Raw genomic sequence first — 18,082 nt, forward strand, 5'->3', positions numbered from 1 at the left:
CAGTTATGAGCTGTTTTTTTTATGACGATTGAATTGGCGTTAATCTTAGTTCAATTTCTGCTCGTTTATGCTCTAGGAATGGCGGAAGGGCTAATTGATCGCCAAGTACATCCACCCCTTCATCGACTGTAAACCCAGGACCATCTGTTGAAATTTCAAATAAAATACCATTTGGCTCTCTAAAGTAAAGAGCTTTAAAGTAAAAGCGTTCTACAACACCAGAGTTCGTAAAGCCTGCTTTTGATATTTTTTCATACCATTTTTCAAGCTCTTCTGCATCCTTCACGCGGAATGCGACATGATGCACACTTCCTCTGCCAGAACGTTCAGAAGGCCCTTCTGTTTTTTCAATCACATGAATTTCTGTTCCAGCACCGCCATTTCCTGACTCAAAAATGGTCACGATCTCACCATCATTTGATTGTTCACGTGCTCTTTCGGTGAAACCAAGGATGTCTGTTAAAACACGAATCGTCTTATCAGCTTCTGCAACAGTTAATTCAACTGGACCTAAACCTCTAATCGCATACTCTGCAGGAATATCATCATGCACTGGCGGTGATCCTTCTTCTTGTGCGTTGGGCTCTACTGTTAAAAACAGCTGCTGCCCTTCTGGGTCTTTAAAACGTAAGGCAGGTCTTCCGCCTCTCAAGGAAGCTGTTTCTTGCTGCACGCCTTTATCTTCAAACCGCTTTTCCCAAAACGTGAGTGCTTCTTCAGAAGAAACGAGAAGGCCTGTGCTTGTGATCGCATTTGTCCCTTCCAAACGGCGGGCAAGCATTGGAATTTCAAAGAATGTTAGCTCCGTTCCTGGTGAAGCGACCTCATCTCCATAAAATAAGTGGTACATAGACGGGTCATCCTGATTGACTGTTTTTTTTACAAGTTTTAAGCCAAGGATTTGGCGGTAGAAATCAACATTTTTCTGAGCATTGGCTGTTAACGCAGATACGTGGTGAATCCCATTGATTTTCATTATTTTCACTCCTATTTTAAATTATCTCGAATTCGAGATAATATCCTTATGAATAAAATAGTTCATTTTTCAAGAAAAGTCAACCATTTAACTGTAGGTTTACTGGATGTTCGGTTTCTGGCCATTAAATTAACATTAAATCGAAAATATTCTTTCATTGTTCGTTTTTAACACAACATTCACCCTAATATCTCCAATAAATGAACACTTTCAATCACAAATACGAAAATCAGAAAATTTTTTTAATTCTTGTTTTCCTAAAATCGTATTACAATGAACAAAATACATGTCACAGTAACGTACGAAAGTGATGCAGGAGGTCGTGTGTAATGAACAAAGAACAACCAGCGTTAAAACAAGACATCGGCTTATTTTTCGCCCTATCTCTTGTCATCGGGACCATTATCGGGTCAGGCGTCTTTATGAAGCCAGGCAACGTCCTTTCCTATTCAGGGAGCTCAGACATCGCATTATTCGCTTGGCTGTTAGGTGGAATCTTAACCCTTGCAGGCGGACTGACTGTCGCTGAAATTGGTACACAAATCCCGAGAACCGGCGGTTTATACGCCTATCTTGAAGAAGTGTATGGTGAATTTTGGGGCTACTTATGCGGCTGGGTGCAGATTATTATTTACGGACCCGCCATCATTGGTGCACTTGGTCTTTATTTTGGTTCATTATTAGCCAATTTATTTTCGCTTTCGACTTTATGGTCTACAACGATCGGCATTATCACCGTTTTATTTTTATGTATCATCAACATCATGGGAACAAAATACGGCGGATTTGTTCAGGGGCTGACCACTATTGGAAAGCTTGTCCCAATTGCCGCTATTATTGTGTTTGGCATATGGAAAGGTAACGAAAACATCTTCATGGCTGTCAACGATAGCATCGCTCAAATGAACTTCGGTGCAGCGATTTTGGCTACGTTATTTGCTTATGATGGCTGGATTTTACTTGCTGCGCTTGGTGGAGAAATGAAAAACCCTGAGAAACTGCTTCCTCGTGCGATGGCAGGCGGAATTTTAATTGTGACGGCTTGTTATCTCTTTATTAATGTCGCACTTTTGCACGTGCTGCCAGCTGATCAAATCGTCCAGCTAGGTGAAAATGCGACGAGCACTGCTGCTACCATGCTCTTTGGACCAATTGGCGGGAAAATCATTAGTATTGGGATCATCATCAGCATCTTTGGCTGTTTGAACGGAAAGGTTCTTTCATTCCCACGTGTGATTTTTGCAATGGCAGAACGAAAGCAGATTCCTTTCGCCAACGCGATTTCCCGTATTCACCCTACGTTTAAAACACCTTGGATCGCTGTATTTGTGCAAATTTTGATCGCCATTGTGTTTATGATCGTCAGTAATCCCGAGAAGCTCTCTGAAGTATCGATTTTCATGATTTACATCTTTTATGTCATGGCCTTTTTCGCCGTCTTTAAGCTGAGAAAACAAAACAGCGGAATGAAGCGTGCGTACAGTGTACCACTTTACCCGCTGACACCAATCATTGCGATTATCGGTTCATTATTCGTCTTAATCAGCACCATGATCACCGATTGGAAAAGCTGTCTGATCTCCATGCTGATCGGGATGGCTGGACTGCCTATTTATTATTATATGAAAAAAACACAAAATAAAGCAGAGCACTAATCAGTGCTCTGCTTCATTTTTTATATTGTTTGATCACTTTATATGATTCGTTTAAATATCTCATGAGCCGGTATGGCTTACTAAGCACGCGGATTGGGAGCCTTGAGATAAATCCATTCAGGTTCGACTTATATTCCTGCGTGATCCGCTTTGGCTTAGTCGCTATTTTTTCATATACTTCTTTGTAAAATTCCTTCATGATGTCGACTTGCACACTGATCTTTTGATGACACTCTGTACACTCAACGCTTTTCATCTGATCATTCACATAAACGATGCTGTGGAGGGTCTCTTCTTGGCACCGAGTACAATGTAGGTTTGCTTCCATTTCGGTTTTCTTCAAGATACACAGCTCCTTTCTCGTTTGATGTTGCTCTTGTTATACCATTCGAACGCTGCAAGCCTTTTATTGCACGGATGCTTCCTTTAAAATGGCTGCCGCCGTTAGTTCGTCTGTCACCAGTACTTGGATGAAGCCGCCATTTAAAGCCCCTAAAATACTTTCAGCTTTATGGGTTCCTTCTACAACAGCGATGACCGTTTTGACGCTCTTTAATTGTTCCAGCGATAAGCCTATGACCTTTTGATTCAGTTCATCTTGGACAGGTTTTCCTTCTCCATCAAAGAAACGAAAACCAATATCACCAACAGCGCCTGATTGCCTTAAACCAGATAAATCCTCTTCTTTTAAATAACCGACTGTTTTTAAAGTCGACCCTTTATGCGGGTTGCCAATACCGATGAGGGCAATATCCACATTTCTGCCTTCTTCAAGCACAGCTTCTATGTCCTGCATCGCCATAAGCCGTTCTTTTAATTCTTCTGTTTCTAAAATCGCAGGGGCGTATAAATAGGAACACGTGCCGTTCATTTTCTTTGCCAGCTCATATGCCAGCTGATTGGCATGAATATCGACTGCCTGCCTGCCCATTCCGCCCTCTAAAGGAATGACCTTCACATCGTTTCTTCGTTCAAACGGATATTCTTTGACAAGCTCAGCAAGCGTTGTCCCCCATGAAATCCCGATTTTCTCCGCATTTTTCATGTTTTTAGACAAATAATAGGCACCTGCTTGACCGACTGCCCGCTTCACCATCTCAGACATTGTCCCAACACTTGGGACAACGACCGCATCTGTTAATCGAAAGGTTGTTTCCAGCTGCTTCTCAAGTTCCACTGTATGAATGCTTTCATCTTTAATGTACACTTCAACGATTCCCACATCTTTTGCTTTTTGTAAGAGCTTTGAAATGACTGGTCTTGAGACATTGAGCTTTTTTGCAATTTCTTGCTGCGTCCACCCGTCTGTATAATAAAGATGAGCAACTTTGACGAGCTGTCGTCTTTCTTCCCAATTCAGCATGTGACATCATCCTTTTAATATACTATACTTACCAGTATATCAAACATTCGTTTCCAATTGGAACAATTGTTATGAAAATGAAAAAAGAGCGATTAACTCTCCGCTCTTTTTCCCTCAGTATATTTCGGCTGATATGTTCTCCCACCGTCTAACAGGATAATTTGTCCGTGCAAATAACTCCCCTCATCACGTGTGAGAAATAAAGTGAGTCCTGCAATATCCTCAGGCTTTCCTAACCTTCCGATGGGAATGAGTGATTGCAGCTGCCGTTTCTCCTCAACAGTCGGATAGAGTGTATCAAGCATTTGAGATTCAATCACGCGGGGAGCAATCACATTGATGCGTATATGATGGGAGCCTAGTTCCTTTACGAGCGATCGCATCAATCCAAAAGCACCTGCTTTTGATGCATAATATTGAATACCGCCGCCTGAGCCGGTGATGGCCGATCCCGATCCAATAATGACAACACTGCCTTCCTGCCGCTCACACATATAGGGTGCCAACGCTTTGATGCAATAGTAAAGACCATATAAGTTCACAGCCAGTGTCTTTTTCCAAAGTGAAAAATCGACTTCTAAAAAAGGCAGAGATTTTGTCATTCCTGCTGAATACACAAGATGAGCAATACCGCCCAGCTCCCTTTCAGCTGCTGATATCATTTGCTGAACACTTTCCCACGATGAAACGTCAGCTTGAAATATCAGCAGCTGAGGATACTGTGTCTTTAAGAGCGAAAGTCCCTTTTCATCTATATCTGACACAGCAACTGGCTGTCCTTCTTTTAAAAAACGCTCAGCTATTTCTTTTCCGATCCCTTGTGCTCCGCCAACGATGAGAACTGGTTTTTGATCATTAGCCAGCGCTCTCACCCCCATCAAGCATAATCGCCACGCCATCTGTAAATGCACCATAGGATGTACTGAGGAACACCGTCATATGGGCCACAGTCTCCTTGATTTGCTCTGTATCAGGAACCAAATCGAGAGGCGGAGGCAGCAGCGCAAGCACCCGAATGCCTTTGTCTTTAAATTCTCTCGCTAACCCTTTTGTCATGGCATTCAGCATAGAATTCGAAGTAGCATGCGAGATCCCGCCATCTCCTGTGATACTGCCTGATGACGATATATTAATGATGCAGCCTTGCTTCTGATCAACCATATGCCATACGGCAGCCTGACTGGAAAGAAAGACGGTATTCACAGCCGATTCCACTTCATCTACCCATCCATCAGGGCTCACGTCATCAAGCTCTGCGCACGCTCCTTGCTCTGCTTGATTGACCAGAATATCCAGTTTACCGCATGTATCAATCACTTGCCTCAGCATCCGTGTCGCATCACGTGGCGTTTCCAGCGGGTTCTGAATAATACTCGCTTGACCGCCCATTTTTTGAATGTCTTCACGAATGGTTTTAGCCTTTGATTCATCATGAAACGTGTGTAAAAAAACATGTGCACCTGCCCGGGCTAAAGCCAGGCAGATGGCTTCTCCAAATCCATCTGTGCTACCTGTCACAAGTGCCGCTTTCTGATGAAGCTGGACGTGCACACGTATCTCCTCCCTATCCCTTGTTTGACCATTATTTTCTCAGCTTACTCACGATATCAAGTGCTGCTTCATAAAAACCTTCTGAGATGGTCGGATGCGGATGAATCATTTTCGCCATCTCTTCTGCTGTTCCTTCTAAATACATAAAGGAGGAAGCTTCTGAAATCATCTCTGTGACGTGCGGGCCAACCATCGTCGCGCCAATTACTTCACCATAGGCTGTATCGTATACCAATTTAATAAAGCCTGTTTGCTCACCTGCCGCTAGTGCTTTACCGCTTGCCGCTAAATCAAATCGTTCTGCCCGCACGTTAAGTCCTTTGGCTTTTGCCTCTTTCTCAGTCAGACCGACACTTGCTACCTCTGGTAATGTATAAATACATCTAGGCATGATATCAGCATTCATTTTTTCAGACACACCGCAAATATTACTGACCGCAACAGCGGCCTCTGCCATCGCTGCATGAGCCAGTTGATAGCCGCCCGCAACATCCCCAACTGCATAGACACCTTCAACGCTTGTCTGCATCTTGTCATTCACCTTGATAAAAGGACCATCCAGCTGAAGATCAAGCTGGCTGACAGCAGAAACAGTAGGTCTTCTTCCTACACAAACAAGCAATCTTTCAGCCGTAAAGATATGCGTCTCCCCTTTATCGTCTGATGCATGAACCGCTTTGACTCCTTCACTTTCCGTTACCTCTGTCACAGTGGTTTTCTTCGCGATATGGATGCCTTTTTTCTTTAATTCTCTTTCTAGCAGCTTAGATGCTTCCTCGTCCTCTTGCGGAATAATGGACGGAGCTGCTTCAATAATCGTGACTTTTGATTGAAGGCTCTGGAAGATACAAGCCAGCTCAAGTCCAATGACACCGCCGCCAATGATGACGACAGAAGCAGGAATATCTGGGATGTCAAAGATCGTATCACTTGTGTCAAATTGAATGTCTTTAAGGCCCGGTATTGGCGGAATGGCAGGTGAAGATCCAGTGGCAATAATAAGCTCTTTCGTTTCAATCGATTCTGAACCGTCTTGTTTTTCAATCTCAATCTGGTGTCTTGTCACAGCTGTACCTCTGCCGTTATATACATCAATCTTTCCTTGCTTTAATAAAAAGGCAATTCCGCCTCTGAGCTTTTCAATGACGTCATCTTTGCGCTTTCTCATTTTATCGAAGGAAAGGACCAAATCACCTGTTTCAATTCCCCAGCTTTTCGCCTTCTCAATTGATTCAATGACTTCTGCATGTTTGAGCAGTGTCTTTGAAGGAATGCAGCCCCGATTTAAACAAGTACCGCCAAGAAAATCCTCTTCAATCAATGCGACCTTCCGTCCACGCTCAGCTGCTTGAAGGGCGGCAGTATATCCGCCAGGCCCTCCGCCAATGACTGTCAGATCATACGTTTTCGTCATCCGATTCATCTCCTACATTAGCAATTCAAATGGTTGTTCAAGCACTTTTTTAAGGTCTGTTAAAAAGGCAGCCGCTGGTGCGCCATCTACCACTCGGTGATCAAACGATAAACTAACGCCCATCATCGGCCGCACCTGAATTTCTCCATCTACCACAACAGGTTTTTCTTGAATGCGCCCAACGCCTAAGATCGCCACTTCTGGCTGATTAATAATCGGGGTAAAGGTATCAATGGCATACATACCTAAGTTACTAATGGTAAAAGTGGACCCTTTCAGCTGGTCTGGCAGCAGTTTTTGGTCACGTGCGTTTCGGCCGATTTCTTTCGCCTCTTTTGTCAGCTGTTTTAATCCTTTTTGGTTCGCATGAGAAATGACTGGAACCATTAAGCCATCTTTTACAGCGACAGCGAGACCAATGTGCACATCATCATGGAAATGGAGCTCATTTTGTTCAAACGTCATATTGATATGCGGGTGGCTCGTGAGTACATTGCTAACCGCATGAATGATAATTTCTGTGAACGACAGTCTGTAGCCTGTCTCTTTTTCAATCGCTGGCAATAGCTGTTTGCGTACTTCTTTTGCTTTTGTCATATCGATTTCACTTGTTAATGTCACGTGCGGTGCTGTAAAGGCACTTTGTGACATGCGATCAGCAATCACTTTTCTCATGCCAGCTAGTTTTTGTGTTTTCACTGGAGAAGACTCAGCTGTTTTTACAGCTGCTGCCGTTACATCACTCTTCATAATTTTTCCGTGCGCACCAGATCCAGCAACATTCGCTAAATCGATTCCTTCACGAGCAGCCACTTTCTCTGCTAGAGGTGACACGCGCTGATCTTTCTCATTAGAGTGGACAGCCGCCTCGACGTCCCGCTTTTGAACTCTGCCTTTAGGTCCTGTGCCAGATACCTCATGAATCGCTACATGATGATCCTTTGCCGTTTTTCTCGCCGCAGGAGTGGCACGCACTTTTTCATTAGGTGTTTTTGGGGCTTCAGTAGAACTGGATGAAGCCGTGTCTGATGAAGCCGATTCGCTGCTGCCGGATGAATCTTCATCTGATTGTGCTGGCGGTTCGCTTGGCACTTGTTCATTTGCCTCTCCGATGTATCCAATGACAGCATTGACTGGAATTTGATCATCGGCTTCATAATATTTCTTTAGAAAAATACCATCATCATAGGCTTCCACCTCGATATTGATCTTGTCTGTCATAATTTCAAAAAGAGGCTCACCGATTTCAACCGAATCTCCTTCTTCTTTAAACCATTGAAGCAAGGTGCCGACTTCCATCGTACTGCTTAGCTTCGGCATAAATATCTCTTTTGGCATGATCTTCTCCCCTTTACTTAAGAGCGCACAAGCTCTTTTGCTGCTTCAATAATATCTGGCACTTGTGGAATGACCGCTTTTTCCAGCGTCGGGTTGTATGGTATTGGAACCGCAAGACCGCCAAGTCGTTTAATTGGAGCATCTAAGTAGTCAAAGGCTTCACTTTCCGCTATCATACTTGCAATCTCTCCGCCATAGCCGCCTCGTTTTACCGCTTCATGAACCACGATACATTTACCTGTTTTCTTCACAGATTCGATAATCGTTTCTTCATCTAATGGGACAAGTGTTCTTGGGTCAATGATTTCAACATCGATTCCCTCTGCTTCTAGTTCCTTCGCAGCTTCTAACGCTTTGTGTACCATAATCGCTGTTGCTACAATCGTGACGTCCTTCCCGCTTCTTTTCACATCTGCTTTTCCTAGAGGAATTGAATATTGCTCTTCAGGCACTTCACCGATTGTTTTATATAAAAGCTTGTGCTCGTAGAAAATGACGGGGTTGTCATCATCCATCGCTGCTTTTAAAAGACCTTTTGCATCATAGGCTGTTGACGGCTGAACCACTTTGAGTCCTGGAATATGTGCCATCCACGCTTCTAAGCTTTGTGAGTGCTGCGCCGCTGCACCTGTTCCTGATCCTGCTGGTGTTCTTACAACGAGCGGCACCTTCCCTTTTCCGCCAAACATGTATCGTGTTTTGGCTGCTTGGTTCACAAGCTGATCCATTGCGATTGTAATAAAGTCAGAGAATTGAAGTTCTAAAATCGGACGCATACCGGTTAAAGCCGCTCCGACTGCCCCACCTGCGATGGCAGCCTCTGAGATAGGTGTATTGCGAACGCGCTCTGGCCCGAATTCTTCAATCATGCCGCGCGTGACCCCAAAAGCACCTCCATATACGCCGATATCTTCACCTAAAATGAAGACATCTTGGTTTTCTCTCATTTCCTGACTCATAGCCTCTCGAACGGCTTCTAAATATGAAATCTCTCTCACTGTTGTTTTTGTCACGTGATTCCCCTCCTAATTAGGCGTATACATCCTCTAATAGTGTGTCGATTGACGGTTCTTTACTGTTTTTGGCGAATTCTACAGACGCTTCAATTTCCTGCTTCGCTTCTTCCTGTAAGCTTGCTGCCTGCTCTTCTGTCAAAACATTCAGTTCAATCAAGAGAGACTTAAAGCGTTTGATGCCGTCTTTTTGTCTCCACTCTGTCTCTTCTTCACGTGTACGGTATTTTTTCGCATCACTCTTAGAGTGACCCTTCCAGCGGTACGTTTTCATTTCAATAAGTGATGGGCCTTCTCCCGCTCTCGCACGGTTGACTGCTTCATCAACTGTGTTCATAATTTCAACCATGTCATTTCCATCAACTGTTTTCCCTGGCATTCCATAGCTTTCTGCTCTTGTTGAAATATCTTCAATGTTGATCATTTCTTTCACAGGACCAGACATACCGTACTGGTTGTTTTCACAAATAAACACAACCGGTAAATCCCAAATGGATGCGAGGTTTAAAGCTTCATGGAAGCTGCCTTCATTTGTGGCACCATCTCCGAAGAAACAAAGAACAACAAAGCCTTCCTGCTTCATTTTAGATGTGAGCGCTGCACCTGTTGCCAGCGGGATACCGCCGCCAACGATTCCATTTGCCCCAAGATTTCCTTTTTCTAAGTCCGCGATATGCATGGAGCCGCCTTTTCCTTTACAATAACCGGTTTCACGTCCAAACAATTCAGCCATCATTTTATTGACCTCGGCCCCTTTTGCAATACAGTGACCATGTCCTCGGTGTGTGCTGACGATCTTATCTTTATCCTTTAACACGGCAATCGATCCAACAGCTGACGCTTCCTGTCCAACACATAAATGAGTGGTGCCATGGATAAGTCCTTTTGCAAAGAATTGATCGACCTTTTCATCAAAATATCTCACTAACCACATTTGTTTATATAAATCTGCTAACTTCTCATGACTAATCTGTTCAGGCAAAGTGATTTGTTTTTGCATTTCTTCTCTCCCCTTTACATTTGTTCTTGTATGTTACATTTGTAATCATCATACGTTTAAGTGTCAACGAAGTCAAGCAATTCTCTCTCATTTTTAAGCGTTTTCATCTTTTGTCAGAAAAAAAGAGAAAGGCAAAGCCCTTTTCCAAAGAACTTCTCTTTCTCTTTTAATCTCCTACACTCATTCATCTGGATACATCATGATTTTGACGCTCTCACCCTCAGGATTCCTTGCACATTCTATCGCCTGAAACAGCTGGCTTAACGGATAACGGTGCGTCACCATCTTTTCAGTGTTGACTACTTTTGCTTTCAGAAGCTCAAGAGCTTCACGATAATGATATGGATGCGATGAATAGGCACCTACTACCTTCACTTCATCATTGAAAAATTGTTCAGCAGGAATGGCCACATCTCCCTTTGGAAAATGAGCAAATACCAAAATTGTCCCGCCTCGCGCTACAGCCTGAAACGCCTCTTTTAAAAGCGCACTGCTTCCAACAGAAATAATAACGAGGTCTGCTCCCTTTCCATTTGTTTCTTTCATCACCCGGTTTTCCACTGGTTCAGCTGCTGGATGAAAAGCGGCATCTGCACCTAAACTTCTCGCACGCAGCAGCCTGTTCTCATTCACATCTGTTATCATCACTTTTCCAGCTAAATAATATTTGGCAAGCTGCAATTGAATACAGCCAATTTGCCCCGCTCCAAGGATCAAGACGGAATCTCCTGGATGAACAGGTGCTCGTTCAAACCCGTGCAGGCAGCAGGCAACCGGTTCAACCATCGCTCCTTGCTCATACGATACGTCTTTAGGAAGCTTGCCCATCGTGTGCTTGACATGCAAAGCAGGTATACGGATATATTCTGAAAACCCGCCTGGCTCTACATTTGTGGCTGTAAACTGCGGACACATCGTATAAAACCCCTTTTGACAAAAGTCACAGGTGAAACAAGGCACATGATGCGCCACATAGACCCTGTCTCCCGTCTGGACATTTGTCACCCGCTTGCCGGTCTCGACAATATCACCAGCGATTTCATGTCCCAGCACGGTCCCAGGCGGTACTGTCTCATGCGTTGCTTTATAAATATCCGTTCCGCATAAGCCGCAGGCTCGTAGCTTTAACAGAACTTCATCATCACCGATGGCTGGCCGGTTCCGCTCCTCATACCGAATATCCTCTGAAGAATAAAAGACAGCTGATTTCATGTAGCGGCATCCTCCTTTTCATCACCCGTCGCAAAATCCTGTAACGTTTGAACAAGCTGCTTATACTCACTCATCTCACTTGATATCCAGTAGCGCCCTCCGAATATCCGGGCTGGTCCCACCCTGACATAGACTTTCCCAATATGAGGATATGGCTTTAAAAAAAGCTTTCCTTTAATATCAGACACTGCATATGTGTGCCATCTGCCAAAAGCCCCTATCTTCAGTTGATCTTCACTAATGACGACATTTGTCGGCTGGTTCAGTCCTGTGATACTAGACAGCATGAGAATCGGCAGTGTATAAACGCCCAGCACAGCTAACGGCTCAGGTCCTGCTGACCATAACGTATAAAGAGACCAGAGAAAAAACAGACAGATGAGCACAGCCGGAAGAAAAATAGACAACACTGCAGACGTTCGGCTATAAGCATGATGCTGCATGAGACTTCCTCCTTTCAAATCACTAGAAGGAGCCGCGAAAGCTCCCTCAGAAAATAGCCCTCTACTTGATATGCTCTATGATTTTCTCGATATCATCTTCAATACCAAATCCAGTTAAAAAGGATAATGTTTGAATCACAGGCGTTCCTTTTGTATCACTAACAGGCGTTGTCGTCACAATTAAATCAGCACCCTCTGCTTTTTGCGGGACTTCAGATGCCTTACATTGTTCCACCACGACATCATATCCTTTTTCCTTTAATGTCTCTTCTACCTTTTTAGCCACAACCGTTGATGTTGCAACTGCCGTTCCGCATGATACTAATATTTTCTTCGCCATTAGAATCCCTCCAGCTCATTTATTGTTCTTTCTGATCTAAGCCCATTTCTTTTGCATACTGCTTTTTAATATCATTTCGCACCCAGTACCATAGAAGCGCATAAGCCAGAGCACAGATGATCGCTGCAATAAAGTAAGGGTTGCTCGGATCAAGAAGTCTCACCATGATCCAAGGAATGACGTGAGAACCAAGGTCAATACCTGAAATCATGTTTGCTCCTTCTGGGAAATCAAAGCCGACGGCTTTCCCCATGGTTGTTGCAAGCGGTGCAAGGTTCGTTGCGATAAAGAAGACAATCATTAATGTAAAAACACTGTTAATAAGGCCGCGAATAATATTTCCACGAGCGGCTGCTACTGCCCAGACAACTGTAAATGGCAGAACCGATAAGTCAGCAAACGGAAGCATGCCATTGTAAGGCAGAACAACAGCGAGCAAAATCGTAATCGGCACCATTAAAAGGGCTACCGCCATATTCGCTGGATGACCAATGACAATTGCTGTATCTAAACCAATATAGACATTTTTCCCTGGGAAACGCTTTTGAATATAAGAACGAGCGCCCTCAGAGATTGGAATCAGTCCTTCCATTAATAACGCAACCATTCTTGGCATTAAGACAAGAACTGCTGCCATTTGAATCCCGAGTGTCATCACGCCTTTTGCATCATAGCCGCCAAGAAGACCAATAATGATACCAAGTATGAGACCCATCACAAGCGGTTCGCCAAAAATGCCAAAGCGTTTCTTTAATGTTTCTGGATCAGCATGAATTTTGTTTAAACCAGGAATTTTATCAATGACGCGGTTGGACGCATACATCAGCGGTGCGAAGTTGACCGTTTCAGCATGAGCCATCGATACGCCTTTTAATCCAAAATGGTGTTCAATTGTCGGTGCTGTCCAATCGGCTAATTTAAGCGTGATCGCAGAAACGATCAAGCCAACAGCAAGAGCCAAGAACATATTATGATAAGCGTAGTAAGTAACAGAGGCTGCGAAAATCAAATGCCAGAAATTCCAAATATCCACATTCAGCGTTTTCGTAAAGTTCACGGACAATAAGATGACATTTAATAAAAGCACAAGAGGAATCATGAGCGGGGCAACGGGTGTACCAAAGGATATGGCAGCTCCAATCGGCCATCCAACATCCAAAATATCGAGCTTTAGCCCAAGGGAATTAACCATGGCTTTCGCTGCTGGCCCAAGACCGCTCACGAGCAAATTAATGACAAGATTGACACCGACAAATCCAATTCCGATCGTAATACCGGCCCTGAAGGATTTCTTAAAGCCCTGTCTTAAAATCATACCGAAAAGCGTCATAATAATCGGGAGCATAATAGTTGGCCCAAGATCTAATATAAAATCGACGGCTTGCTTGATCATACATCCACCTCCTGAATTTTTCAGATAAAGCGCTTACATATTTTCGTGAATGGCTATTGGTTTAGTTCTTGTTGAAGCACGTCAACCGCTTCTTCATAAGATGTCATGTGAGACAGCTTTGTCATCACTTCTTCTTTTCTAAAAAGTGTCATGAGCTTCTCGAGCATCACAAGCTGCTTACTAGGCTCAGAGATTGCTAGGACAAACACAATTTTGGCTTGCACTGTTTCATCAGGGCTTCCCATCTTATGAAAAATAACAGGTTCTTTTAAAGTAGCTACACTAATCGCCGGTTTGTTCACATGCTCAGGATCTGTATGCGGAATTGCTACCCCAAAGGCTGCAAGTGGAAGGCCTGTCGGATATGTTTTTTCTCTTTCAAGCACTGCTGGTAAAAAGCTCGATTTAATGTACCTTCCAGCTTCTAACCTATCTGCTAAGTATGTCGTCACCTCCTCTCTCGAAGATGCTTCGAACTGCAGCGTAATCAGTTGTTCATTTAACTCAAACAAGTTATTCAAACAACCACCCCTTTCATTTGGTATAAATGTGAACACATGTAACAAAAAGAAAGAACATTTTAGAATAGAACCTTTTATAAAGCGCTTACAATATTAATTTATTGAAAATGTTCAATATTGTTACCTTTGTAAAGATATTATAATATTCGAAATTATAAGTCAATGTTCCTAGGGAAATTTTTATAAAAAAAAGACGCAGTGATCGCTGCGTCTTTCCCTACTCACCTTCTATACTTCTTGTTAAATGTGGCTTCCTATATCTAAAAATTCAGATACAAATAGATTGTCAGTCTGTACTGCCATTTCTTCCTTTGTGCCAATTTTTTCGATTCTTCCTTCATTCATCACCACGACACGATCAGCAATATCGAATGCTTCTTCTTGATCATGTGTCACAAAAATAGTGGTCATTTGAAAGTCACGATGAACTTTTTTCAGCCAATGCCTTAATTCTTTCCTCACCTTTGTGTCAAGCGCACCAAAAGGTTCATCTAATAAAAGTGCCTTCGGCTGAACGGCAAGTGCTCGTGCCAGTGCTACACGCTGCTTTTGTCCGCCTGACAGCTGCTCTGGATAACGCTGCTCATACTGTGTGAGCTGAACAACCTCTAAAAGCTCATGCACCCGCTCTTTGATATCTTTTTTAGGTAGTCTTTCTCCTCTAGGTTTAATTTTCAGCCCATATGCCACATTATCAAAAACCGTCATATTTCGAAAAAGCGCATATTGCTGAAACACAAATCCAATCTGCCGCTTTCGTACTGGAACGTGTGTATAATCCTGATCTCCGAATAAAATCTGCCCGTAATTGGCGTAATCAAGACCTGCAATGATTCTTAACAACGTCGTCTTTCCAGAGCCAGATGGTCCTAGTAAAGAGATCAATTCACCATTTCTTATCGATAAATCCACGTTTTGCAAAACCTTTGTCTGACCAAATTGTTTTGAAATTTGTTTTGCTGTAATCCCCAAGGCCGATCCCTCCATTTATGTTGAACGCTTGCCAAGCCGGTGATCCCTCTGCTGAATGATTTGTTTAGTAATTAATGTAATGACTGCCACAAACGCCATGAGAGACGCCACAGCAAAAGCGGCTTGAAATTGGTACTCATTGTATAAAATCTCAATATGAAGTGGCATCGTATTGGTCATCCCTCGAATATGACCTGATACAACCGACACAGCGCCAAATTCACCAATCGCTCTTGCCCCAGCTAAAATAACGCCGTAAAAAAGAGCCCATTTGATATTTGGGAGTGTCACAAGGAAAAAAGTCTTCCATCCGTTTGCACCAAGTGTGAGCGATGCTTCCTCCTCATGAATGCCTTCATGCTGCATAAACGGGATTAATTCTCTAGCAATAAACGGAAATGTAACGAATATGGTGGCTAGAATCATGCCTGGTACAGAATAAATGACTTTCCATCCATTCTCCATAAGCCAAGGTCCTAAAAGCCCGTTTGAACCAAATAAAAGCACAAATACAAGTCCAGCAATCACAGGCGAAACGGCAAACGGGAGGTCAATCACAGTCGTTAACAAACGTTTGCCGCGGAAGTTAAATTTTGTGATAAGCCATGCAGCACTCACCCCGAAGATCATTTGAAGCGGCAAGGTAACGACGACAATGAAAACGGTCAATTTGATCGCCGCTAGTGTATCTGGATGTGAGATGGCCAGAAGGTATGAACTCCACCCTTTCTCAAAGGCCTTTGAAAACACGGCGATCAGCGGTATGAGTAAAAATAAAATCAAAAAAGCATACACAACCGTAATTAATAGGATTTTCACCGCTTTAGATTCGGTTACAGGACTTTTATACTGAACATGATGCCGATGACTAAGCTCTCTCTTCAATGGTTTCACCTCACGTATACTTGTTTTTTCCGCTCAACATACCACTGAATGCCGTGAATCAATAACAGGATGAAAAACGAAAGAAGCAGCATCAAGCATGCAATCGCTGCTGCACTATGATAATCATATTGTTCAAGCTTGGACATGATCATCAGCGGTGTAATTTCTGTTTTAAACGGAATATTTCCAGCAATAAACACAACAGAGCCATATTCCCCTAGTGCTCTTGCAAACGCAAGTGAAAATCCAGTCATCACCGCAGGAAACAAGGCTGGTAGCAGCACGTGAAAAAAGGTCTGTCTCCTTGTCGCACCAAGAATCGCCGCAGCCTCTTCCACTTCCTGCTGCAGCCCTTCTATCACAGGCTGAACGGTTCGGATAACGAATGGTATGCCGATAAAAATAAGTGCCAAAATAATCCCAATCGGTGTGTATGCCACCTTTAAATGCAGAAATTGACCAATCCACCCATTTGGAGAATAAAGGGTGGTGAGAGCGATACCCGCAACAGCCGTTGGGAGCGCAAAAGGCAAATCGATGAGAGCATCTAAAATTTTCTTTCCGGGAAATGTGTACCTGGCGAGAACCCAGGCAATCAGTACACCAAACCCTGCATTGATGAGAGCAGCTGCAAAGGAAGTCGTCACGGTCAGCTGGAGCGACTTCAATACTCTTGCATCGGTAAACACCTTCCAAATCCCCTCTGCTCCTAATGAAGCCGTCCAAATAAATACCATGGATAAAGGAATGACGACAATCGCACTTACATAAACGAGCGTCACCCCAAGGCTCAGCCCAAATCCAGGCAATATACGTTTTCTTTTATTGGCGGCTGCATGTGTTTTCTTCATCACATCGCCCCCTATTTTTGTCCGCTGTATATTTGATCAAATAAGCCGCCATCATCAAAAAATCTTTTCTGCGCCTTTCTCCACCCGCCAAATGCTTGATCAATCGTCACCATATCAATCTTTTTAAACTGGTCTTTATATTTGTTTAAGACTTCTTGATTTCTAGGACGATAATAGTTTTTCGCCGCAATTTCCTGCCCTTTTTTAGAATATAAATAATCTAAATAAGCCTTTGCCACTTTCTCTGTTCCTTTACGTTTCACATTTTGATCGACGACCGCAACAGGCGGCTCTGCTAGAATACTGATTGATGGGGTGACAATCTCAAATTTGTCTTTGCCTAGTTCGTGCTGTGTTAAATAGGCTTCATTTTCCCATGCAATTAACACATCTCCAAGACCGCGTTCAACAAAGGTCGTTGTGGCCCCGCGTGCACCTGAATCAAGGACTTCGACATGTTCATATAGCTTTTTGACAAAATCCTTTGTTTTGTCTTCATTCCCATGAAATGTTTTATCGGCATATGCCCATGCAGCTAAGTAATTCCATCTCGCACCGCCGGACGTTTTCGGATTTGGTGTAATGATGGACACACCTGGTTTAATCAAGTCGTCCCAGTCTTTAATATTTTTGGGGTTCCCTTTCTTCACAAGAAACACAATGGTCGATGTATACGGAGTTGACTGATTTGGAAATTCTTTTTGCCAATCTTTCGAAAGCAGTCCGCGATCTGCAATCGCATCAATGTCATACCCTAAAGCCAGCGTTGCCACATCTGCCTCGAGTCCATCAATAATCGATCTTCCCTGCTTTCCTGATCCACCGTGAGACTGCTTGATCGTGACATCCTCACCTGTTTTGTCTTTCCAATACGTCTGAAAGGCTTGATTGTATTCCTGATACAATTCACGTGTAGGATCATACGAAACATTTAACAGCTCAACCTTCCCCTTTTGCTTTGATGCTTCGTTTGCGTTTGAGCACGCAGCACTCGTCACAGCCAAGACCACTACGATGGTTACAACCGAGACCCATTTCCACTTTTTCACGTTATCCCGCTCCCCTGTTATCAAATAATAGTGACACCAACCTTGCCGTTTCATACGCAAAAAAGACCCTTAGCCACTTGAAATACATTACAGTCCTGTACTTCAA

19 protein-coding genes are annotated in these 18,082 nt (G+C 43.4%); 1 reads left to right on the forward strand and 18 read right to left on the reverse strand.

Annotation, left to right across the window (positions count from 1 at the left end):
- Nucleotides 1-19: 19 nt before the first annotated feature.
- The gene (locus QSJ46_RS12320; RefSeq protein ID WP_285604770.1) at nucleotides 20-976 is read right to left on the reverse strand and encodes a ring-cleaving dioxygenase; all 957 of its coding nucleotides are present in this window, start codon (nucleotides 974-976) and stop codon (nucleotides 20-22) included.
- Between the two features lie 329 nt (nucleotides 977-1,305).
- Here QSJ46_RS12320 and QSJ46_RS12325 point away from each other — a divergent pair, with 329 nt between their 5' ends.
- On the forward strand, nucleotides 1,306-2,631 hold the full coding sequence (locus tag QSJ46_RS12325) for an APC family permease (RefSeq protein WP_039177966.1): 1,326 nt from the start codon (nucleotides 1,306-1,308) through the stop codon (nucleotides 2,629-2,631).
- A gap of 13 nt (nucleotides 2,632-2,644) precedes the next feature.
- Here the strand turns inward: QSJ46_RS12325 and QSJ46_RS12330 are convergent, their stop codons facing one another.
- The 17 genes from QSJ46_RS12330 to QSJ46_RS12410 form a co-directional block, all read right to left on the reverse strand.
- A complete protein-coding gene (locus QSJ46_RS12330; protein ID WP_024426788.1) occupies nucleotides 2,645-2,974 on the reverse strand; it encodes a hypothetical protein in 330 nt (109 codons plus the stop codon).
- A gap of 63 nt (nucleotides 2,975-3,037) precedes the next feature.
- Complete coding sequence (locus QSJ46_RS12335; protein ID WP_107163534.1) at nucleotides 3,038-3,994, reverse strand: sugar-binding transcriptional regulator; 957 nt, start codon at nucleotides 3,992-3,994, stop codon at nucleotides 3,038-3,040.
- 92 nt (nucleotides 3,995-4,086) lie between these two features.
- Entirely contained in the window at nucleotides 4,087-4,872 is a 786-nt protein-coding gene (locus tag QSJ46_RS12340) for an SDR family NAD(P)-dependent oxidoreductase (protein ID WP_047203570.1), read from the reverse strand.
- Entirely contained in the window at nucleotides 4,850-5,545 is a 696-nt protein-coding gene (locus QSJ46_RS12345) for an SDR family NAD(P)-dependent oxidoreductase (protein ID WP_064498344.1), read from the reverse strand. Before QSJ46_RS12345 ends, QSJ46_RS12340 begins: the two co-directional genes overlap by 23 nt.
- Nucleotides 5,546-5,576: 31 nt before the next feature.
- Nucleotides 5,577-6,959 (reverse strand): dihydrolipoyl dehydrogenase, encoded by a 1,383-nt coding sequence (lpdA, locus tag QSJ46_RS12350; protein WP_047203572.1) that lies wholly within the window; start codon nucleotides 6,957-6,959, stop codon nucleotides 5,577-5,579.
- A gap of 12 nt (nucleotides 6,960-6,971) precedes the next feature.
- Nucleotides 6,972-8,297, reverse strand: coding sequence for a dihydrolipoamide acetyltransferase family protein (locus tag QSJ46_RS12355; protein WP_107163532.1), 1,326 nt, complete (start codon nucleotides 8,295-8,297; stop codon nucleotides 6,972-6,974).
- Nucleotides 8,298-8,314: 17 nt separating this feature from the next.
- The gene (locus QSJ46_RS12360) at nucleotides 8,315-9,295 is read right to left on the reverse strand and encodes an alpha-ketoacid dehydrogenase subunit beta (RefSeq protein ID WP_034281944.1); all 981 of its coding nucleotides are present in this window, start codon (nucleotides 9,293-9,295) and stop codon (nucleotides 8,315-8,317) included.
- Nucleotides 9,296-9,326: 31 nt separating this feature from the next.
- Nucleotides 9,327-10,310 carry a pyruvate dehydrogenase (acetyl-transferring) E1 component subunit alpha gene (gene pdhA, locus QSJ46_RS12365; RefSeq protein ID WP_047203574.1) on the reverse strand — a complete coding sequence of 328 codons (984 nt, stop codon included), beginning with the start codon at nucleotides 10,308-10,310 and terminating at the stop codon, nucleotides 9,327-9,329.
- Nucleotides 10,311-10,490: 180 nt separating this feature from the next.
- A complete protein-coding gene (locus tag QSJ46_RS12370) occupies nucleotides 10,491-11,522 on the reverse strand; it encodes an alcohol dehydrogenase catalytic domain-containing protein (RefSeq protein WP_285604771.1) in 1,032 nt (343 codons plus the stop codon).
- On the reverse strand, nucleotides 11,519-11,965 hold the full coding sequence (locus QSJ46_RS12375; RefSeq protein ID WP_039177951.1) for a hypothetical protein: 447 nt from the start codon (nucleotides 11,963-11,965) through the stop codon (nucleotides 11,519-11,521). Before QSJ46_RS12375 ends, QSJ46_RS12370 begins: the two co-directional genes overlap by 4 nt.
- A 61-nt stretch (nucleotides 11,966-12,026) precedes the next feature.
- The gene (locus QSJ46_RS12380) at nucleotides 12,027-12,305 is read right to left on the reverse strand and encodes a PTS sugar transporter subunit IIB (protein ID WP_047203576.1); all 279 of its coding nucleotides are present in this window, start codon (nucleotides 12,303-12,305) and stop codon (nucleotides 12,027-12,029) included.
- Nucleotides 12,306-12,324: 19 nt separating this feature from the next.
- Nucleotides 12,325-13,698: a PTS galactitol transporter subunit IIC gene (locus QSJ46_RS12385; protein ID WP_047203577.1), complete on the reverse strand. Its 1,374-nt coding sequence runs from the start codon at nucleotides 13,696-13,698 to the stop codon at nucleotides 12,325-12,327.
- A gap of 53 nt (nucleotides 13,699-13,751) precedes the next feature.
- Nucleotides 13,752-14,219, reverse strand: a complete 468-nt coding sequence (locus QSJ46_RS12390; RefSeq protein WP_047203578.1) for a PTS sugar transporter subunit IIA — start codon at nucleotides 14,217-14,219, stop codon at nucleotides 13,752-13,754.
- Between the two features lie 240 nt (nucleotides 14,220-14,459).
- A complete protein-coding gene (locus QSJ46_RS12395) occupies nucleotides 14,460-15,191 on the reverse strand; it encodes a sulfate/molybdate ABC transporter ATP-binding protein (protein ID WP_052773122.1) in 732 nt (243 codons plus the stop codon).
- 15 nt (nucleotides 15,192-15,206) lie between these two features.
- Nucleotides 15,207-16,076 carry a sulfate ABC transporter permease subunit CysW gene (gene cysW, locus QSJ46_RS12400; protein ID WP_285604772.1) on the reverse strand — a complete coding sequence of 290 codons (870 nt, stop codon included), beginning with the start codon at nucleotides 16,074-16,076 and terminating at the stop codon, nucleotides 15,207-15,209.
- 5 nt (nucleotides 16,077-16,081) lie between these two features.
- Nucleotides 16,082-16,927: a sulfate ABC transporter permease subunit CysT gene (cysT, locus tag QSJ46_RS12405; protein ID WP_285604773.1), complete on the reverse strand. Its 846-nt coding sequence runs from the start codon at nucleotides 16,925-16,927 to the stop codon at nucleotides 16,082-16,084.
- A gap of 11 nt (nucleotides 16,928-16,938) precedes the next feature.
- A complete protein-coding gene (locus QSJ46_RS12410) occupies nucleotides 16,939-17,976 on the reverse strand; it encodes a sulfate ABC transporter substrate-binding protein (protein ID WP_099663181.1) in 1,038 nt (345 codons plus the stop codon).
- Between the last annotated feature and the right edge of the window lie 106 nt (nucleotides 17,977-18,082).

The sequence above is a fragment of the Bacillus sp. YKCMOAS1 genome (assembly GCF_030268125.1).
GTDB classification, from domain to species: Bacteria; Bacillota; Bacilli; order Bacillales; family Bacillaceae; genus Bacillus; species Bacillus safensis.

What these genes read in the sequence shown, in the direction of transcription:
- QSJ46_RS12320 (WP_285604770.1), bottom strand. Translation starts at nt 976, where the DNA reads ATGAAAATCAATGGGATTCACCACGTATCTGCGTTAACAGCCAATGCT.
- QSJ46_RS12325 (WP_039177966.1), top strand. Translation starts at nt 1,306, where the DNA reads ATGAACAAAGAACAACCAGCGTTAAAACAAGACATCGGCTTATTTTTC.
- QSJ46_RS12335 (WP_107163534.1), bottom strand. Translation starts at nt 3,994, where the DNA reads ATGCTGAATTGGGAAGAAAGACGACAGCTCGTCAAAGTTGCTCATCTT.
- QSJ46_RS12340 (WP_047203570.1), bottom strand. Translation starts at nt 4,872, where the DNA reads ATGGGGGTGAGAGCGCTGGCTAATGATCAAAAACCAGTTCTCATCGTT.
- lpdA (WP_047203572.1), bottom strand. Translation starts at nt 6,959, where the DNA reads ATGACGAAAACGTATGATCTGACAGTCATTGGCGGAGGGCCTGGCGGA.
- QSJ46_RS12355 (WP_107163532.1), bottom strand. Translation starts at nt 8,297, where the DNA reads ATGCCAAAAGAGATATTTATGCCGAAGCTAAGCAGTACGATGGAAGTC.
- pdhA (WP_047203574.1), bottom strand. Translation starts at nt 10,310, where the DNA reads ATGCAAAAACAAATCACTTTGCCTGAACAGATTAGTCATGAGAAGTTA.
- QSJ46_RS12370 (WP_285604771.1), bottom strand. Translation starts at nt 11,522, where the DNA reads ATGAAATCAGCTGTCTTTTATTCTTCAGAGGATATTCGGTATGAGGAG.
- QSJ46_RS12375 (WP_039177951.1), bottom strand. Translation starts at nt 11,965, where the DNA reads ATGCAGCATCATGCTTATAGCCGAACGTCTGCAGTGTTGTCTATTTTT.
- QSJ46_RS12380 (WP_047203576.1), bottom strand. Translation starts at nt 12,305, where the DNA reads ATGGCGAAGAAAATATTAGTATCATGCGGAACGGCAGTTGCAACATCA.
- QSJ46_RS12385 (WP_047203577.1), bottom strand. Translation starts at nt 13,698, where the DNA reads ATGATCAAGCAAGCCGTCGATTTTATATTAGATCTTGGGCCAACTATT.
- cysT (WP_285604773.1), bottom strand. Translation starts at nt 16,927, where the DNA reads ATGAAGAAAACACATGCAGCCGCCAATAAAAGAAAACGTATATTGCCT.